Source organism: Streptomyces sp. NBC_01190 (assembly GCF_045039895.1).
In the GTDB taxonomy this organism is placed as follows: domain Bacteria; phylum Actinomycetota; class Actinomycetes; order Streptomycetales; family Streptomycetaceae; genus Actinacidiphila.
This window is the reverse complement of sequence record NZ_CP108580.1, coordinates 777,279-793,409: the sequence shown is the minus strand read 5'-3', so window position 1 is coordinate 793,409 and position 16,131 is coordinate 777,279. Positions and strand designations below refer to the sequence as shown.

14 protein-coding genes are annotated in these 16,131 nt (G+C 72.3%); 11 read left to right on the top strand and 3 right to left on the bottom strand.

Annotated features, from left to right (window positions below):
• Positions 1-123: 123 nt before the first annotated feature.
• On the top strand, positions 124-1,038 hold the full coding sequence (gene rfbA / locus OG519_RS03395; RefSeq protein WP_405578431.1) for a glucose-1-phosphate thymidylyltransferase RfbA: 915 nt from the start codon (positions 124-126) through the stop codon (positions 1,036-1,038).
• Here rfbA and rfbC read toward each other — a convergent pair.
• The gene (gene rfbC, locus OG519_RS03390; RefSeq protein ID WP_405578428.1) at positions 1,004-1,621 is read right to left on the bottom strand and encodes a dTDP-4-dehydrorhamnose 3,5-epimerase; all 618 of its coding nucleotides are present in this window, start codon (positions 1,619-1,621) and stop codon (positions 1,004-1,006) included. The genes rfbA and rfbC overlap by 35 nt on opposite strands.
• 294 nt (positions 1,622-1,915) lie before the next feature.
• Here rfbC and OG519_RS03385 point away from each other — a divergent pair, with 294 nt between their 5' ends.
• The 10 genes from OG519_RS03385 to OG519_RS03340 all read left to right on the top strand — a co-directional run bounded on the left by OG519_RS03385 (position 1,916) and on the right by OG519_RS03340 (position 13,068).
• A complete protein-coding gene (locus OG519_RS03385; protein WP_405578426.1) occupies positions 1,916-2,515 on the top strand; it encodes an acyltransferase in 600 nt (199 codons plus the stop codon).
• Positions 2,516-2,943: 428 nt separating this feature from the next.
• Positions 2,944-4,206, top strand: coding sequence for a hypothetical protein (locus tag OG519_RS03380; protein ID WP_405578423.1), 1,263 nt, complete (start codon positions 2,944-2,946; stop codon positions 4,204-4,206).
• Positions 4,203-4,970 (top strand): WecB/TagA/CpsF family glycosyltransferase, encoded by a 768-nt coding sequence (locus tag OG519_RS03375; protein ID WP_405578420.1) that lies wholly within the window; start codon positions 4,203-4,205, stop codon positions 4,968-4,970. The genes OG519_RS03380 and OG519_RS03375 overlap by 4 nt, the downstream gene beginning before the upstream one ends.
• Complete coding sequence (locus OG519_RS03370) at positions 4,970-6,226, top strand: nucleotide sugar dehydrogenase (RefSeq protein ID WP_405578417.1); 1,257 nt, start codon at positions 4,970-4,972, stop codon at positions 6,224-6,226. Before OG519_RS03375 ends, OG519_RS03370 begins: the two co-directional genes overlap by 1 nt.
• 4 nt (positions 6,227-6,230) lie before the next feature.
• A complete protein-coding gene (gene wecB / locus OG519_RS03365) occupies positions 6,231-7,478 on the top strand; it encodes a non-hydrolyzing UDP-N-acetylglucosamine 2-epimerase (protein ID WP_405578414.1) in 1,248 nt (415 codons plus the stop codon).
• The gene (locus tag OG519_RS03360) at positions 7,465-8,304 is read left to right on the top strand and encodes a chain length determinant protein (RefSeq protein ID WP_405578411.1); all 840 of its coding nucleotides are present in this window, start codon (positions 7,465-7,467) and stop codon (positions 8,302-8,304) included. The genes wecB and OG519_RS03360 overlap by 14 nt, the downstream gene beginning before the upstream one ends.
• A 38-nt stretch (positions 8,305-8,342) precedes the next feature.
• Positions 8,343-9,989 (top strand): oligosaccharide flippase family protein, encoded by a 1,647-nt coding sequence (locus tag OG519_RS03355; protein WP_405578408.1) that lies wholly within the window; start codon positions 8,343-8,345, stop codon positions 9,987-9,989.
• 3 nt (positions 9,990-9,992) lie between these two features.
• On the top strand, positions 9,993-11,162 hold the full coding sequence (locus tag OG519_RS03350) for a hypothetical protein (protein WP_405578405.1): 1,170 nt from the start codon (positions 9,993-9,995) through the stop codon (positions 11,160-11,162).
• 22 nt (positions 11,163-11,184) lie between these two features.
• A complete protein-coding gene (locus OG519_RS03345) occupies positions 11,185-11,976 on the top strand; it encodes a glycosyltransferase family 2 protein (RefSeq protein ID WP_405578403.1) in 792 nt (263 codons plus the stop codon).
• A gap of 108 nt (positions 11,977-12,084) precedes the next feature.
• Positions 12,085-13,068, top strand: a complete 984-nt coding sequence (locus OG519_RS03340) for a class I SAM-dependent methyltransferase (RefSeq protein WP_405578401.1) — start codon at positions 12,085-12,087, stop codon at positions 13,066-13,068.
• Between the two features lie 18 nt (positions 13,069-13,086).
• Here OG519_RS03340 and OG519_RS03335 read toward each other — a convergent pair whose 3' ends face one another.
• Entirely contained in the window at positions 13,087-14,067 is a 981-nt protein-coding gene (locus OG519_RS03335; RefSeq protein ID WP_405578398.1) for a glycosyltransferase, read from the bottom strand.
• Positions 14,067-16,106: an O-antigen ligase family protein gene (locus tag OG519_RS03330; protein ID WP_405578396.1), complete on the bottom strand. Its 2,040-nt coding sequence runs from the start codon at positions 16,104-16,106 to the stop codon at positions 14,067-14,069. Before OG519_RS03330 ends, OG519_RS03335 begins: the two co-directional genes overlap by 1 nt.
• Between the last annotated feature and the right edge of the window lie 25 nt (positions 16,107-16,131).

Below are 16,131 nucleotides of genomic sequence, written 5' to 3'. Positions count from 1 at the left end.
ATGCTAGGTCACGCCGGCGGCGCGGTCGGTGCCCTTTCCCGGAAATACGGGGAACTTCGTGGACTTCCAAGGAAGTTCGCGGTCCAACGGTGGGAAACGGACCCGATGGCTATCATCACCGGCATGCGTGGGATTGTGCTCGCGGGCGGCACCGGGTCTCGACTGTGGCCGATCACCAAGGCCGTGTCGAAGCAACTGATGCCGGTCTTCGACAAACCAATGATCTATTACCCGCTGACGACCCTGGTCATGGCGGGCGTCAAGGACATCCTGATCATCACCACCCCCGAGGACCGGCCGCAGTTCGAGCGGCTGCTCGGCGACGGCTCCCAGTGGGGGCTCGACTTCACGTTCGCGGCCCAGGAGCGGCCGGCCGGCATCGCCGAGGCGTTCCTCATCGGCGAGCGCTTCATCGGCGGGGAGCCGGTGGCACTGATCCTCGGCGACAACATCTTCCACGGCGCCGGCCTCAGCCGCCAACTGCGCGGCTACCGCGAGCCGGACGGCGGGGTGGTCTTCGCGCACGCGGTCGCCAACCCCGCCGACTACGGCGTGGTGGAGTTCGACACCGAGGGCAGGGTGCTCTCCATCGAGGAGAAGCCCGCCCGCCCCAGGTCCCGTTACGCCGTACCGGGGCTGTACTTCTACGACAGCGACGTGGTCGCGGTGGCCAGGAAGCTGACCCCGAGCGCCCGCGGCGAACTGGAGATATCCCACGTCAACCAGGAGTACCTGGAACGCGGCCGGCTCACCGTGTCCGTACTGGACCGCGGCACCGTCTGGCTGGACACCGGGACCTTCCAGTCCCTGGTGCAGGCGTCGGAGTACGTCCGGGTGGTCGAGGAGCGGCAGGGCTTCAAGATCGGCTGTGTCGAGGAGGCCGCCTGGCTGGCCGGACTCATCGACGACAGCCGGCTGCTGGCACTCGCCGAGCCGCTGCGCAAGAGCGGCTACGGCGAGTACCTGATGGAGATCCTGGCGCAGCGCGGTGACGACACCGGCTTCAATCACCGGACCGGGCAGTGGAGTCCGGCCTGAGCGCGTCACCATAGGCGAGAGCGTCGGCATAGGACGGCAGCAGCCCGCGCGCCCGGGCCTCGGCGAGGGTGGGGGCCGCCGCGTCCTTCGCCGACAGCAGCGGCTCGATCCCGGCCGGCCACTCGATGCCCAGCGCCGGGTCCAGCGGATGCACCCCGTGCTCCCGGGCCGGCGCGTACCCCTCGGAGCACAGGTAGACCACCACCGCCTGCTCGGTCAGTGCCATGAAGGCGTGCCCGAGCCCCTCGGACAGGAACACCGACGCGTGGTCGCGGTCGTCGAGCCGGACCGCCTCCCAGGTGCCGAAGGCCGGCGAGCCGACCCGCAGGTCGACCGTGACGTCGAGCACCGCGCCGCTCACACATTTGACGTACTTGGCCTGGCCCGGCGGTATGTCGGCGAAGTGGACGCCGCGCAGCGATCCCCGTACGGATACCGAGTAGTTGGCCTGGGCCAGCCGCAGCCGCCGGCCGGTCGCGGCGACGAAGTCCGGCTCCCGGAACCACTCGTGGAAGCCGCCCCTGGGGTCGGCGAAAACCTTCGGTTCGTGCACCCAGGCCCCGGGGATGCCGAGCTGCCTCATACGCTGTCCTGTTCCTCGATTGACCCTGAACGTCCCTGACCGTCCCCTGGACGGGCCGCTGCCGACCTGACGCCGCCCCGCCGCTGATCCCGCCGCCGACCCCGCTGGACCGGCCGCCGACCCCGCTGGACCGGCTGCCATTGTGGACCCCGTGTGCGGGACGGAGCGGCGGCTTCCGCCAGTCGGCCCCGCGGGTGCCGGTCAGCGCCTATGCTCGCCCTGCACAGGTCCTTCACACAGGGGCCGTCCGGGGAAGGGCTCTTGGGGAAGGGCCCGCAGGGGGAAGGTCGGGCCATGACGGTCAGGACACAGCCCACCGCGCAGGTCGACGAGACCGCGCAGGTCGGGGAGAACACCACCATCTGGGAGTTGGCGCAGATCCGGGAGAAGGCCGTGCTCGGCGCCGGCTGCGTGATCGGCCGCGGCGCGTACGTCGGGCCGGGCGTACGGATCGGTGCCAACGTCAAGCTGCAGAACTACGCACTGGTCTACGAGCCGGCCGAGCTGGCCGACGGGGTGTTCGTCGGGCCGGCCGCGGTGCTCACCAACGACTACTTCCCGCGCTCGGTCGACCCGGCCGGCAAGCTCAAGCGCGGCGGCGACTGGGAGCCGGTCGCGGTGACGGTCGCCGAGGGGGCGTCGCTGGGCGCCCGCTCGGTGTGCGTGGCGCCGGTCGCGGTGGGCCGCTGGGCGCTGGTCGCGGCGGGCGCGGTCGTCACCCGGGACGTACCGGACTTCGCGCTGGTCGCCGGGGTGCCGGCCCGGCGGATCGGCTGGGTCGGCCGGGCCGGGGAACGGCTCGCGGAGCGGGACGGCGAGCCGGGTGTGTGGGAGTGCCCGCGGACGGGCGCGCTGCACGACGAGCGGGACGGCGTGCTCACCGAGCGGCGCTGACGGCGCCGACCCGCCGGACCGGAACGTCGGATGAGCCGGCGCCGGACCGGAACGGCGGATGAACGCGGCAGGGCGGGATGTGCCGGGTTTCCGCAAAACGTCAATCAGCGGATATCCATCGGCATATCGTGTTCCACGGTGCGAACCGGTGCGACCACGAGAGCCGACGGTGGCCGTCCGGTGGGGGGTTGGACGATCGGTGACGGCGAAAACGCCGGTGTTCCCGAAGCGGTGCGGGGCCGCGGCGGGACCGATCGACGCAGGGACCAGGGGGGCTGGTGTGCCGGACCGCAGCGAGCCCGGCGGGTGTGCCGTACACCGCCGGGCCGGTGTCCCGTGCCGGGCACACGTGCCGCTTCTCCGGTGTACGCACGCGAGTTGAGTACGCCCGCGGGCATTGGCGTGCCCATGATCATTGTGAGGGGACGATGACCACCACACGTTTGCTGGCCCTGAGCGGCGAGGATCCACCGCTGCACGCGCTCGCCGAGAGGCTGCTCGGGCTCGCGGAGGCGGGGCTGCCCGCGATGTACCTGCCGGACCGGGACACCTTCGTGTTCACCCGCGCCGCCAGGCCCGCGCCGGGCGGCGGCTGGGCGCTGGAGAGCCGCGGTGACAGCACCCGCTACGCGGCCATCACCGTGCTCGGCGCCCGCCTGCTGCCCGAGGACCGGCAGCGCGCGGTGCTCGGCGGCCACACCGCCGAGGAGTTCACCGGGCTGCTCGTCCAGAAGCTGCCGGAGGTGACCAACCTCGGCGACGCGGCGCTGATCGCCTGGGCCGCCGCCGAGACCGGCCACCCCAAGCTCGCCGACGCCCTCGACCGGGTGGCCGCGCTCGACGCCGACGGCGGCCCCCGGTACACCGTCGAGGCGGCCTGGGTGCTCTCCGCCCTGGCCGCGGCCCGCGACACCGTCGACGTCGAGCAGCGGCTCACCGCCGCCCGGGACCGCCTGCTGCGCTCCCGGGTCGGGGACGGCCCGCTCTTCCCGCACGCCACCGCACCCGGGCTGGTGCCCTGGTACCGCGCCCATGTGAGCTGCTTCGCCGACCAGACCTACCCGCTCCAGGCGCTGGCCCGCACCCACGCCGCCGGCGGCGACCCGGTCGCGCTCGCCGCGGCCGACGCCTGCGCCGCGCGCATCTGCGAGCTCCAGGGCGAGGCGGGCCAGTGGTGGTGGCACTACGACGCCAGGAACGGCCGGGTCATCGAGGGCTACCCCGTCTACAGCGTGCACCAGCACGCGATGGCGCCCACCGCGCTCTTCGACCTCGCCGACGCCGGCGGCACCGACTTCCGGGCGGCGATCCGGCTGGGGCTGAGCTGGATGGCCGGCCCGGCCGAACTCGCCGCCGGGGCCGGACCCGGCGCCGAACCCGAGCCGGTCATCCAGGACCGGCTCGGCGTCACCTGGCGCAAGGTCCACCGCGGCGACCCCAAGAAGGCGGTCCGCGCGGCCCGCGGCCTCACCACCCGCGCCGCCCCCGCGCTGCGGCTCGCCCCGATCGACCGTATCTACCGGCCCACCACGATCGACCGCGAGTGCCGGCCCTACGAGTTCGGCTGGCTGCTGCACGCGTGGCTCGCCGCGGACCGCGCCGCGCCGGGGCCGGACCATCCGCGGGCCCCGCACGATCCGCACGCCCACGACCTGCACGCCCCGCACGACCCGACGGAGGGCCAGGGATGAGCCGCCGGCTCCTCTTCGGTGTCGAGATCGACGCGCTGACCATGGACCAGACCGTCAGCCGCTGCCTGGAAGCGGTCGCCGCCCACCGTCCGTTGGAGGTCGGCGTGGTCAACGCGGCCAAGCTGGTCAACATGCGGCGCGACCCCCGGCTCGCCGAAGCCGTCGCCGGCTGCGACCTCGTGGTGGCCGACGGCCAGGCCGTGGTCTGGGCCGCCCGGGTGCTGCGCCGGCCGCTGCCCGAACGGGTGGCCGGCATCGACCTGTTCATGCGGCTGCTCGCCGCGGCCGAGCCGCTCGGCATCCCGGTCTACTTCCTCGGTGCCAAGGAGGAGGTGCTGGCCCGGATGATCGACGAGGTCCGGACCCGCTTTCCCGCGCTGCGGATCGCCGGCCACCGCAACGGCTACTTCGCGGACGCCGAGCAGGAGGCCATCGCCGACGCCATCCAGGACAGCGGCGCCCACCTGCTCTTCCTGGGCATGACCTCGCCCAAGAAGGAGATCTTCACCGCCGCGTACGGCAAGCGCACCGGCGTCCACGTCGTGCACGGCGTCGGCGGCTCCTTCGACATCCTCGCCGGGGTCACCAAGCGGGCACCCCGGGCCTGGCAGGCGCTCGGCCTCGAATGGCTCTACCGCCTGCTCCAGGAACCGCGCCGCCTCGCCCGGCGCTACCTCACCACCAACGCGGCCTTCCTGCTGATGACGGCCCGAGAGCTCGTCCGCCGCACACCCGCGACCGGTTCCGCGAAGAGGAGTCTTTGATGCGCGTCGTCGTCGTAGGACAGGGATACGTAGGGCTGCCGCTGGCGATCCGCGCCGCCGAGGTCGGCCATGAGGTGATCGGGTACGACGTCGACGCCGCCCGGGTCAAGAGCCTGACCGCCGGGGTGTCCTTCGTGGAGGACGTCTCCGCCGAGCGGATCGTCGCCGCCACCGACCGCGGCGCCTACCGGGCCAGCGACTCGGCGCGGGACTGCGGCGGCTTCGACATCGCCGTGGTGACCGTGCCGACCCCGCTCACCGACGGCCTGCCCGACCTGCGGTACATCGAGGAGTCCGCCCGCACCCTGGCCCGCTACCTGCGGCCGGGTGCCACCGTGATTCTGGAGTCGACCACCTACCCCGGCACCACCCAGGAGCTGTTCGCCCCGCTGCTCGAGGACGGCTCAGGACTCACCGCCGGCGCCGACTTCCACCTCGGCTACAGCCCCGAGCGCATCGACCCGGGCAACCCGGTATGGGGTTTCAAGGAGACCCCGAAGGTCGTCTCCGGCGTCAACGCGGCCTCGCTGAAGGCCGTCCAGTCCTTCTACGACGGTCTGGTCGACACCACGGTGCCGGTCGGCTCGCCGAAGGAGGCCGAACTCGCCAAGCTGCTGGAGAACACCTTCCGGCACGTCAACATCGCGCTGGTCAACGAGATCGCGATGTTCGCCCGGCACCTCGACATCGATGTGTGGCAGGCCATCGACGCGGCCGCCAGCAAGCCGTTCGGCTTCATGAAGTTCACCCCGGGACCGGGCGTCGGCGGCCACTGCCTGCCGATCGACCCCTCCTACCTGTCCTGGCGGGTCCAGCGCGAACTCGGCCAGAGCTTCCGCTTCGTGGAGCTCGCCAACGACATCAACGGCCACATGCCCGACTACGTCACCCGCCGGATCATGGACGCCTTCAACAAGCGGCGCCGCTCTGTCAACGGCTCCCGGGTGCTGCTGCTCGGTCTCGCCTACAAGAAGAACACCGGCGACGCCCGCGAGTCGCCCTCCCTGCGGATCTCCCAGCTCCTGCTGGACATGGGCGCCAAGGTGCGGGCCGCCGACCCGCACGTGGTGGAGACCGCGGCCGTCGACCCCCGGCTGGTCCGGGTCGAGCTGACCCGCAAGGAACTGGCCGCCGCCGACGTGGTCGTGCTGCTCACCGACCACGACGCCTTCGACTACGACCTGGTGACGCAGCACGCCTCGCACGTCCTCGACTGCCGCCGCCGGCTGTCCGGACCCACGGTCGAGGTGCTCTGAACCGATGAGCGCCGCCAACACCCCCGACGCCGGCCGACCGGCGGGACCCGACCACGCCCACCGTGCCGAACCGCCAGAGAAACGTGCCAACTCCGTGATGAAGATCGTCTGCGTCGCCGGCGCCCGCCCCAACTACATGAAGATCAAACCGGTGATGGACGCCCTGGAGCGCCGCGGCGCCGAAGTGGTCCTGGTGCACACCGGACAGCACTACGACGACGCCATGAACGACGTCTTCTTCCGCGACCTCGGCATCCGGCCACCCGACCGCTTCCTCGGCGTCGGCTCCGGCAGCCACGCCGAGCAGACCGGTCGGGTGATGACCGCCTTCGAGCCGCTGCTCGCCGAGGTCGCCCCGGACATCGTGGTCGTCGTCGGGGACATCAACTCCACCCTGGCCTGCGCGCTTGTCACCGCCAAGGCGGGACCGCTGCTCGCCCATGTCGAGGCGGGCCTGCGCAGCCGCGACTGGGGCATGCCGGAGGAGGTCAACCGGGTCGTCACCGACCGGGTCAGCGACTATCTGCTGGCCCCCTCGCCCGACGCCGCCGACAATCTGCGCGCCGAGGGCTATCGCGACGACCAGATCCATGTGGTCGGCAACGTCATGATCGACACCCTGCTCGCCAACCTGGAACGGGCCCGCCGCTCCGACGTGCTCGACCGCTACGGGCTCACTCCCAAGGAGTACGGCCTGGTCACCCTGCACCGGCCGGCCAACGTCGACGACCCCGGGGTGCTCGCCGGCCTGCTCAAGGCGCTCGGCGAAATCGCCGCCGACTGCCCGCTGTTGCTCCCGGTCCACCCGAGAGCGGCCGGCCGGCTCGCCGAACTCGGCGTACCCGGCGGCGTCCGGCTGGTGCCGCCGGCCGGCTATCTCGACTTCATCGCGCTCCAGGACGGCGCCCGGGTGGTGCTGACCGACTCCGGGGGAGTGCAGGAGGAGACCACCGCGCTCGGCGTGCCCTGTGTGACGCTGCGGGACAACACCGAACGCCCCGTCACCGTCGAGCAGGGCACCAATGTGCTGGCCGGCCGGGACCCCGACCGGATCGTCGCCACCACCGCCCGGGTGCTGGCCGACCCGCCGGCGCCGCGCCGTCCCGAACTGTGGGACGGCAGAGCGAGCGTGCGCATAGCGGACGTGTTGCTGGAAGGAGGCACCGCAGCGACCAGGATCCGGCCCACCGATATGCTCACGACCAAGGACCACGGGGTCGCGAGGGGGAAGACGAACCATGGATCTCGCTGAGATCTGCCGTGTCATGGGCAGACGCTGGTACGTGCTGGTGCCCGGTCTGCTGCTCACCGCGGTCCTGGTGGCCGGGGTCTACACGGCGGTGCCCGTCACGTACCAGTCGCAGAGCACCGTGATGCTCCTCAACTCGGAACTGGCCACCAGGGACTTCGACGGCAACCCGTTCCTGAGCACGCAGACCTCGCTCACCGGCATGGCCGACAGCCTGGCCCGCAACCTCAACTCGGACACCTCGGTGTCGGATCTGCGGAAGCAGGGCGCGACCGGCACCCCGGCGGCGAAGATCGCGGACAACGCGCTCGGCCCGCTGATGTGGCTGACCGCCACCGGCACCGACCCGGCCGCCGTGCTCAGGACGGACCGGGTGCTGACGCAGTACGCGGCGAAGCGGCTCCAGGTGCTCCAGGACCAACAGGCCGTCAAACCGGCGGCGATGATCCGGATGACCACGATCGTCCCGCCGCAGATCCCCATCGCCCAGACCAAGACCCGTACCGAATACCTGGCGATGGGCGCCCTGCTCGGCCTGGTGGTCAGCCTCGTCGCGACCTTCTACGTGGAGGCCCGTTTCCGGGGCGCGGGCACCGGCGGCCGCCGCCGGGCCGGCGCTCGGGGCTCGGCGCCTGAACCCCCGTCGGCCGCCGCCGGATCGGGGGGCGCACCCGGCGAACCGGCCGAGTCCGCCGAGCGGGCCGCACGCCCGGCTCCCCGCTGGTCGGCCGCCACCGGGACGCCGGACAGCGACGCCGCCGAGCCGGCCGACCCGGCGGAGCCGGCGGACGACCTGGCCGAGGAGTCACCGACTCCCCGCTACGTGTGACCCACCGTTCCCCGAGCCGCCCGGCAAGGAGTCGGCCCATGAAAAGGGCGCAGCCATCGGAGAGCGCGGCGGACCGGTACACCGCCGCGCCCCTCGTACCCCCACCCCTGACCCGCACCGGCCCCAGCATCCGCCGGACCCCCTCGTGGGCGATCACCGACCGGGAGGCGCCCCTCCCGTTCGCCGTACCGCTGCCGCCGGAAGCGCCGCGCACTTTGCCGCCGGCGCCCGAACAACCCCCGCCGGGCGAGGCGTCGTTGGGCAACCGGGTCCGCTCGGCCGCCCGGTGGAGCCTGATCAACACCGTCGCCATCCGGCTCGGCAACTTCGCCACCGGTGTGGTGCTGGCCCGCTTCGCCCTCGGCCCCGCGGCCTGGGGAGTGTACGGCATCGCCCAGACGGTGCTGCTGGTGCTGCTGTCCGCCAATGAACTCGGGGTCGGCCTGGCGATCGTCCGCTGGCAGGAGGACCCGCGCCGGTTCGCGCCGACGGTGCTCACCCTCAGCACCGTTTCCAGCGGTCTGCTCTACGCCGTGCTCTTCGCCGTCGCACCGGCCGTCGCCCGCGGACTCGGCTCGCCGGACGCGGCGGGCGTGCTGCGGGTGATGTGTCTGTGCGTCCTCCTCGACGGGCTGGCCCAAGTGCCCGGCGGGTTCCTCACCCGCAACTTCCAGCAGGTCAGGCGACTGGCCATCGACGCCGTCAACTTCGTGCTCAGCACCGGGGTGACGCTGCTGCTCGCCTTCGCGGGCATGGGCGCGATGAGCTTCGCCTGGGGCGCGGTCGTCGGCAACGCGGCCGCCCTCATCGGCTGCTGCCTGGCCGCCCCCGGCACCCTGAAGTTCGGCTGGAACGCCGAACAGGCCCGGGCGCTGCTCAGGTTCGGCCTGCCGCTGGCGGGGGCCAGCCTGCTCGCACTCGCCGTGGTCAACGTCGACACGCTGGTGGTCGGCTCCACCCTCGGCAAGGTCGAACTCGGCTTCTACGTACTGGCGTTCAACGTCTCCGGCTGGCCGGTCCGGATCATCTCCGAGGCCGCCCGCCGGGTGTCCTTCGCCGGCTTCTCCCGGCTCGCCGACGCCCCCGTCGCCCTCGCCCGGGGGTTCAGCCGGGGCCTGGGCATCCTCATCACCGGGACCGTCCCGCTCTGCGTCCTGCTCGCCGTGCTGGCCGCACCCGTCATCGACCTCATCTACGGCGACGAGTGGCACCCCGCCGCCAAGGCGCTGCCCTGGCTGATGGTCCTCGGCCTGGTGCGGATCGGCTGCGAACTCGCCTACGACTGCCTGGTGGCGATCGGGCGGCGCCGGCTGCTCCTCATCGTCCAGGGCCTGTGGCTCGTCGCCCTCATCCCCGTCCTGCTCGTCGCCGCCAACCGGCACGGCATCGTCGGTGTCGCCCAGGGCCATGTCCTGGTGGCCGCCGGGGTCGTTGTCCCGGTGTTCCTGTTCGCGCTGCGGCGCGGCGGCATCGGACTGCGCTGGATCGCCCGGGCCTGCCTCTGGCCCGCCGTCGGCGGTGTCGCGATGACCGCGGTGACCGTCGGCCTGCGCCGCCTGCTCGGCGACGGCCTGCCCGCGCTGCTGGCCATCGGCGTGATCGCGATGGCCGGCTACGCGGTGTGCGTCCTGCCGAGCCGGGCCTTTCTCCGCGGCGTCATCGCCGCCCCCAACGACACGAGGTAATCCATGTCCGGTAGAGCCGGAAACCCGCGCAAGAAGAGCCGGCTGATCGTGCTGGCCGCCGTGGCGGCCGTGTTGGCCGTCGTCGTCTCCATCGCCCTGGCCAGCCGCTCCGGGGAGACCCGGACCACCGGCTCCGACTGCCCGGTGCAGGCGCTGAGATGCTCGCCGGGTCAGTTCGACCCGGCGGACTCCCGGTCACCGTCGCCGTCGGCAAGCCGTCGCGCCACGGGGCCCACCGTCGACGCCGGCGGTGACGCGAAGGCGCCGGGTATCGACCGGCCCACCCCCACGCCCAGCCGGACGCGGCACACCACCTCGCCGCCGCGCACCGGCGCCCCCCGGCCCGGCGGACCCTGCGCCGCGCCGGCCGCCTGCGGATTCCCCGACGCGAGCGTCACCGGTCCCCGGCTGGCGTTAAGCGCCCACAAGACCGGCGACATGACGATCAGATCCGACAACCAGGTGATCCGCGGCTGGGACCTGACCGGCTCGCTCGACATCTACGCCAACAACGTGACGGTCATCGACAGCCGGATCGCCTCCACCAACTGGTGGGGCGTCAACCTCCGCCCCGGCTTCCACGGGCTGCGCGTGCTGCACAACGAGATCATCGGTGTGCCCGGCAAGGGGCAGGACAACGGCGGCGAGGACTACGCCGTCTCCAACATGGGCGGCAGCTCCATCGAGGTCGGCTGGAACGACGTCTCGGCCTTCGGCAACGCGCTGTCCATGGGCCAGGGCACGATCCACGACAACTACGTGCACGACTTCGTCCCGTTCATCAACCAGGGCGGTGAATACCAGCACACCGACGCCGTGATCAGTGACGGTGGCGGCACCGGCGAACTGATCATCCGCCACAATACCCTGCTCAACGCCACCCCCATCGACAAGGGCGCCTCCGCCAGCGTCGGCCTCTACGCGGACACCGCCCCGGTCACCCACACCACCGTCGACGGCAACTGGCTGGCCGGCGGAGCCTACGCGCTGTACGGGGGCGGCGACGGCGCCAACCACATCCAGGTCACCGACAACGTCTTCTCCACCCAGTACCACCCCAAGTGCGGTGCCTACGGCCCCATCGCCGCCTGGAACGCGGCCGGTGAGGGCAATGTGTGGAGCGGCAACCGGATGTCCGACGGCACCCCGGTCCTTCCCGAACCCGCGGCCTGACCGGCCGCGGAGCGAGGACGTCATGCGAACTGCGGCACGTGCTCCCTGGGAGCTGCTCAAACGGATCTTCGGCTGGCTGGTGCTCTTCGAAGCGCGGAACAAGGTGCTGCTCGCCCCGTCCGCGGTCCGGCTGCGCCGCACCGAGAACGCTGAGGTCAAGCGGTTGGCGGCCGGGGCGCGGCAGCCGCCAGAGGCGCTGGTGGCCACCGTGATCGCCACCCACCGGCGGCCCGAGGCGCTGCTGCGGGCGGTCGGCGCCGCGCTCGCGCAGAGTGTCTCCGACCATGTCGTCATGGTGGTGGACGACGGCGCCGGGCTGCCCGAACTCCCCGCGGACCCACGGCTGTTCGCCGTCTCGCTGGCCCGGAACACCGGCGTCGCGGGCGTCGTCCGCAACGTCGGCATCCGGCTCACCAGCTCGCGCTATGTCGCCTTCCTCGACGACGACAATCTGTGGGAGCCCGACCACCTGGCACAGGCACTCGCCGTCCTGGAGGCCCCGGGCGCCCCCGACGGCGTCTACACCGCGCTGCGCCGGCTGCGGCCCGACGGCACCCAGATGGACATCCTGTCGGTGCCCTTCGACCGCCGCAGGGCCGCTCACGAGTCCTTCCTCGACACCAACGCCTTCGTCGCGCGCCGCAACCGGGCGCTGCACTTCAGCCGGCTGCGGCGTACGCCCGACGTGCTGCCGCGGGAGGACTGGGAGCTCATCAGGCGCTACGCCCGGAGCCATCGGATACGGCATCTGCCGAGCCCCACGGTCCGCTATCTGGTGAACCAGGACAGCTTCTACACCGCCTGGGACGGCTGATCGGGCCGGGCCCCGGATTACACGGTCTGCCCGGAAAATCACCCCTGCGCACCCTAAGGTGGTGCGGGGGGCCGGGCAGAGCGGGCCCACAGGGCGAGGGGGCTCGCGGTGCTGAACAATCTGGTCAACCGGCATGACGCCGATCGGCTGCTGCGCAAGGTGCGGCGGCTCGAACTCAACCCGGTGGTCGCCAAGTTGCGGGTGCGCGGTGGCGCCCGGGTGGTCGAGCACTGGACCGAGGTCGAGCCGTCGATGACCGAGTGGTGGGCCGTGCCCGCCGTGGTCAAGCGGTGGAATCTGCTGATGACCGGTGACGCGGACACCTCCTTCCCGGCCCACGTGGCGAGCAAGCACTTCGCGCCCCGGGACGACCTGCACGGGCTGTCGCTGGGCTGCGGCACCGGCGGCAATGAGCTGATCTGGGCCAGGACCGGGGCCTTCGCGCTGCTCGAAGGCGTCGATGTGGCCGCGGCCCGGATCGAGTTCGCCACCAAGACCGCGGCCGAGCAGGGACTCGCCGACGTCCTGCGGTTCCGGGTCGCCGATGTCGAGCGGATGACCGCCGACGGTGAGCGCTTCGACGTCCTGCTCGGGCTCCAGTCGCTGCACCACTTCGACCAGCTCGCCCTGACGCTGCCGCGGCTGGCCGAACTCCTCAGGCCCGACGGCGTGTTCGTGATCGACGAGTTCGTCGGCCCGACCCGCTTCCAGTGGACCGACCGCCAGTTGGCGGCGGCCAACGAGCTGCTCGCCCACCTACCGGAGGAGCGGCGCCGATTGGCCGATGGGCGGATCAAGCGCCGGGTGGTGCGGCCGAGCCGGATGGCCATGGTGCTCGACGACCCGTCAGAAGCCGTCGACGCCGCCGCGCTGCTCCCCGCGGTGCGCCGCACCTTCGACGTGGTGGAGGAGCGCCCCTACGGCGGCACGGTGCTGCACATCGCCCTCTCGGGCATCGCGCACAACTTCCTGGGCCAGGACGCCGAGACCCTGGCGCTGCTCGACCGCGCTTTCGCCGCCGAGGACGAGGCGCTGCCCGAGGTGGGCCACGACTTCGTCGCGATGGTCTGCCGGCCCAAGAACGCCGGCTGAACCCGGTCCTGCCAGCCGTCAGGCGGTCGCCGAGCGCGGCGCGGCCGGGGCCGGACCCGGCCGCTCGCGCAGCTTCGCCGGACTGAGCAGCGCGCCGACCGCGGCCCGGCTCGGCGCCTTGCCGATCAGCGCCCGCGACGACTCCCGCAGCAGCACCGCCGCCCAGAACGCGACGGCCGGCAGCCGGCCGTGGCGGCGGCGGTGCAGCCGCACCCGGTTGAGCACCAGCAGCGTCCACAGGAACGACGAGACCTTGGAGTCGCCGCCGAGGTGCACCGCGGCAGCGGCCGGCTCCAGCCGGGTGGCGAAACCGCGGTCGCCGGCCCGCAGGCAGTACTCGGTCTCCTCCGAGTACAGGAAGTAGAACTCGTCCCACGGCCCGCAGGCGTCGAGCAGCTCGCCGGAGAGCATCATCAGCGCGCCCGCCGCCCAGTCCGCCCTGGTCCTGCCGGTGTAGGCGGCCGGATCGGTGACGAGCTCGCCCAGCGCCGGGAAGCGCCCCGCCCGCCGGTTGCCGATCATCGCCTCGCCGAACGCCCTGGCCACGGTCGGCGCCCGGCGCAGCGAGTGGACCACGGTGGCGCCGTCCTCCTCGTAGAGCAGCGGGACGCTGATGCCGACCCGGTCGCCGCCGGGCAGCGGCGTGCCCAGCGCCGCCAGCAGGGTTTGGGCGCAGCCCCGCCGCATCCGGACGTCCGGGTTGCTGATCAGCGCCGCCCGGACGCCGGTCTCCCAGCCGGCGGTGGCGTCGAGCGCGGCGTTGATGCCGGCCGCGTAGCCGGCGTTGCGGCCGGTCTGCACCACGGTGGCGTCCGGCGCCAGGGCGCGGAGCACCGCGACCGTGTCGTCCGCCGAGTCGTTGTCGGCGACCACCAGCCGCCAGTCCACCCCGTCCATGCCCGCCGGCAGCGAGGCGAGGAACTCCGGGAGCACGGCGGCGCTGTTCCAGGTGACGACGAGGACGGCGACCGGACCGGTGGCCGAGGTCTTGACGGGCATCAGGACTCCACGAGTTCGGGTCGCGCCGCGCGGGCGGCGGGTACGGCGGGCCGGTCGGCCTCGGTGGCGGTGGCCGGGCCGCCCGCGATGTCGCGCCTGAGGAAGCCGAGGTAGCTGCCGCCGGCGCCGAGGACCAGGAAGAACATCCCCGCGTACATCGGGAAGCTGAGCGCGTCGAAGGTCGCGCTGATCACCAGGGCCACCACCGACGAGGCGAAGAACGCCTGGCCCAGTTCCCGGTCGGACTCGGTACGGGCCAGCCGCCGTATCGAGCCGCCCTGGTGGATGCCGGTGGCGAAGAGCACCAGCAGCGCCAGCACACCGAGCAGGCCCATCTCGGCCGCCGTCAGCATGTACTGGTTGTCGGTGAAGAAGTAGAGGTCGGGGGTGAACGTCCCGAACCCCCGGCCGAACAGCGGCCGTTCCCGCAGATACGGGAAGATCGCCGAGTACTTGACGGTGCGGGCCTGGGTACTGCTGTCGGAGTTCGACAGGAAGGTCGAGAAGAGCGCGGTGATCGTCCCGATCAAGCCGGGCACCAGCACCTTGAAGACCCCGACGGAGGCCACCAGCAAGCCGATGGCGGTCCAGCGCCGCGCCGGCTTCCAGCGCGGCACCATCACCGCGACGACGAGCGCGGCCCCGATGATCGAGGTGCGCGACACGGTCAGCGGCAGCGCGCCGCCCATGATGGCGACCGGCCCCCAGCGCCGCAGCCAGGACGCGTTCCTCCGCACCGGGTCGAACGCCTGCTGGATGGCGAACGGCAGCAGGATGGCGAGCATCCCGCCGAACTCCAGCGGATGCGCCGTGGTCGAGCGCGGCCGGGTGAAGGAGCCCCTGGCCATCGCGGAGATCTGCGCGACACTGGCGTGCAGCCCCGGGACGCTGATCGAGTCGGCGATGTTGGTCCTGGCGAAGAAGTCGTAGTAACCGATGGCCGCGACCACCGTGCCCATCACCACCACCCGGCGCATCAGCGTGTCCAGCCGGTCGCGGTCGGGGATGCCCGACGAGGCGAGGACCACCAGCGCCACCCACACCAGCAGCCCGATCAGGCCCCGGTCGGCGCCGAGCACCTCCTCGTGCGAGCTGCTGCGGGTCGCGTCGGCCACGTAGGCCAGCAGGACGGCGGCGGAGAGCAGGCTCATCGCCAGCCGCGGCACCCGGGTGCCCGGCGCCGGCATCATCCGCCCGGTGAGCCAGGACGCCACGTACCAGAAGAGGCCGAGCAGCGCGAAGACGTTGGCCGGGGTGCCGACCCCGCCGAGCGCGGGCAGCGTGAGGTTGGAGGGGATGAAGAAGGCCAGCAGCAGATAGCCGGTGAGGATGGTGGTGGCGTCGAGCGGGCGGCGCAACAGGCCGCGCTGCCGGGTCCACCGCACGGCCGGCAGTACCCGGGACGGCGGGAGCGGTCCGCGGTGCCGGCGGTGCCGGCTCAGCGACCAGCTCTCCGCCGCGAAGCTGAGCAGGAACCCCGACATGGTGCCCGCGATGACCACCGAAGCCACGTACTGATAGCGGCTCTTGAGCTGGGAGACCGGCGTCTGCGGCAGCACGATCGGGGCGGCGGTGACGTAGTACTGGGGCGAGACCCGCGCGGCGGACTGGAGCGCCCGGAGCTGCTCACCGGCGAAGGCGGTCAGCGTCTCGGTCTCCTTGAGCACCTTGTCGCGTCCCTTGCCGCTGACCTGGAGGGTCAGCAGCGGCCCCGACGCGTTCGCCGCGAAGCCCACGGTGTACGGGTCGGTCACCTCGCGGTTGCCCAAGTCGCGGGCGGAGTCAGCCGATTGGAGTGTCTTGATCAGCACGTCGGCGGTGCCCACCAGCGTACCGCCGGCATTGGAGATCGGATTGCCGAAGGTGGGCGCGAGCTTGGCGACCGCGGAGGAGTCCAGCAGCGAGATGGAACTCTGCGACGCGTACACCACCGGCACCGAGGTGTAGAGATACCCGCCGGCGAGCAGCGACAGCAGGGTCAGCGGCCCCATCAGATACCAGCGGCGGCGCAGCACGCCGAGCAGTTCGCCGAGACTCACAGACCCTCCCCGTCACCGGTCACAC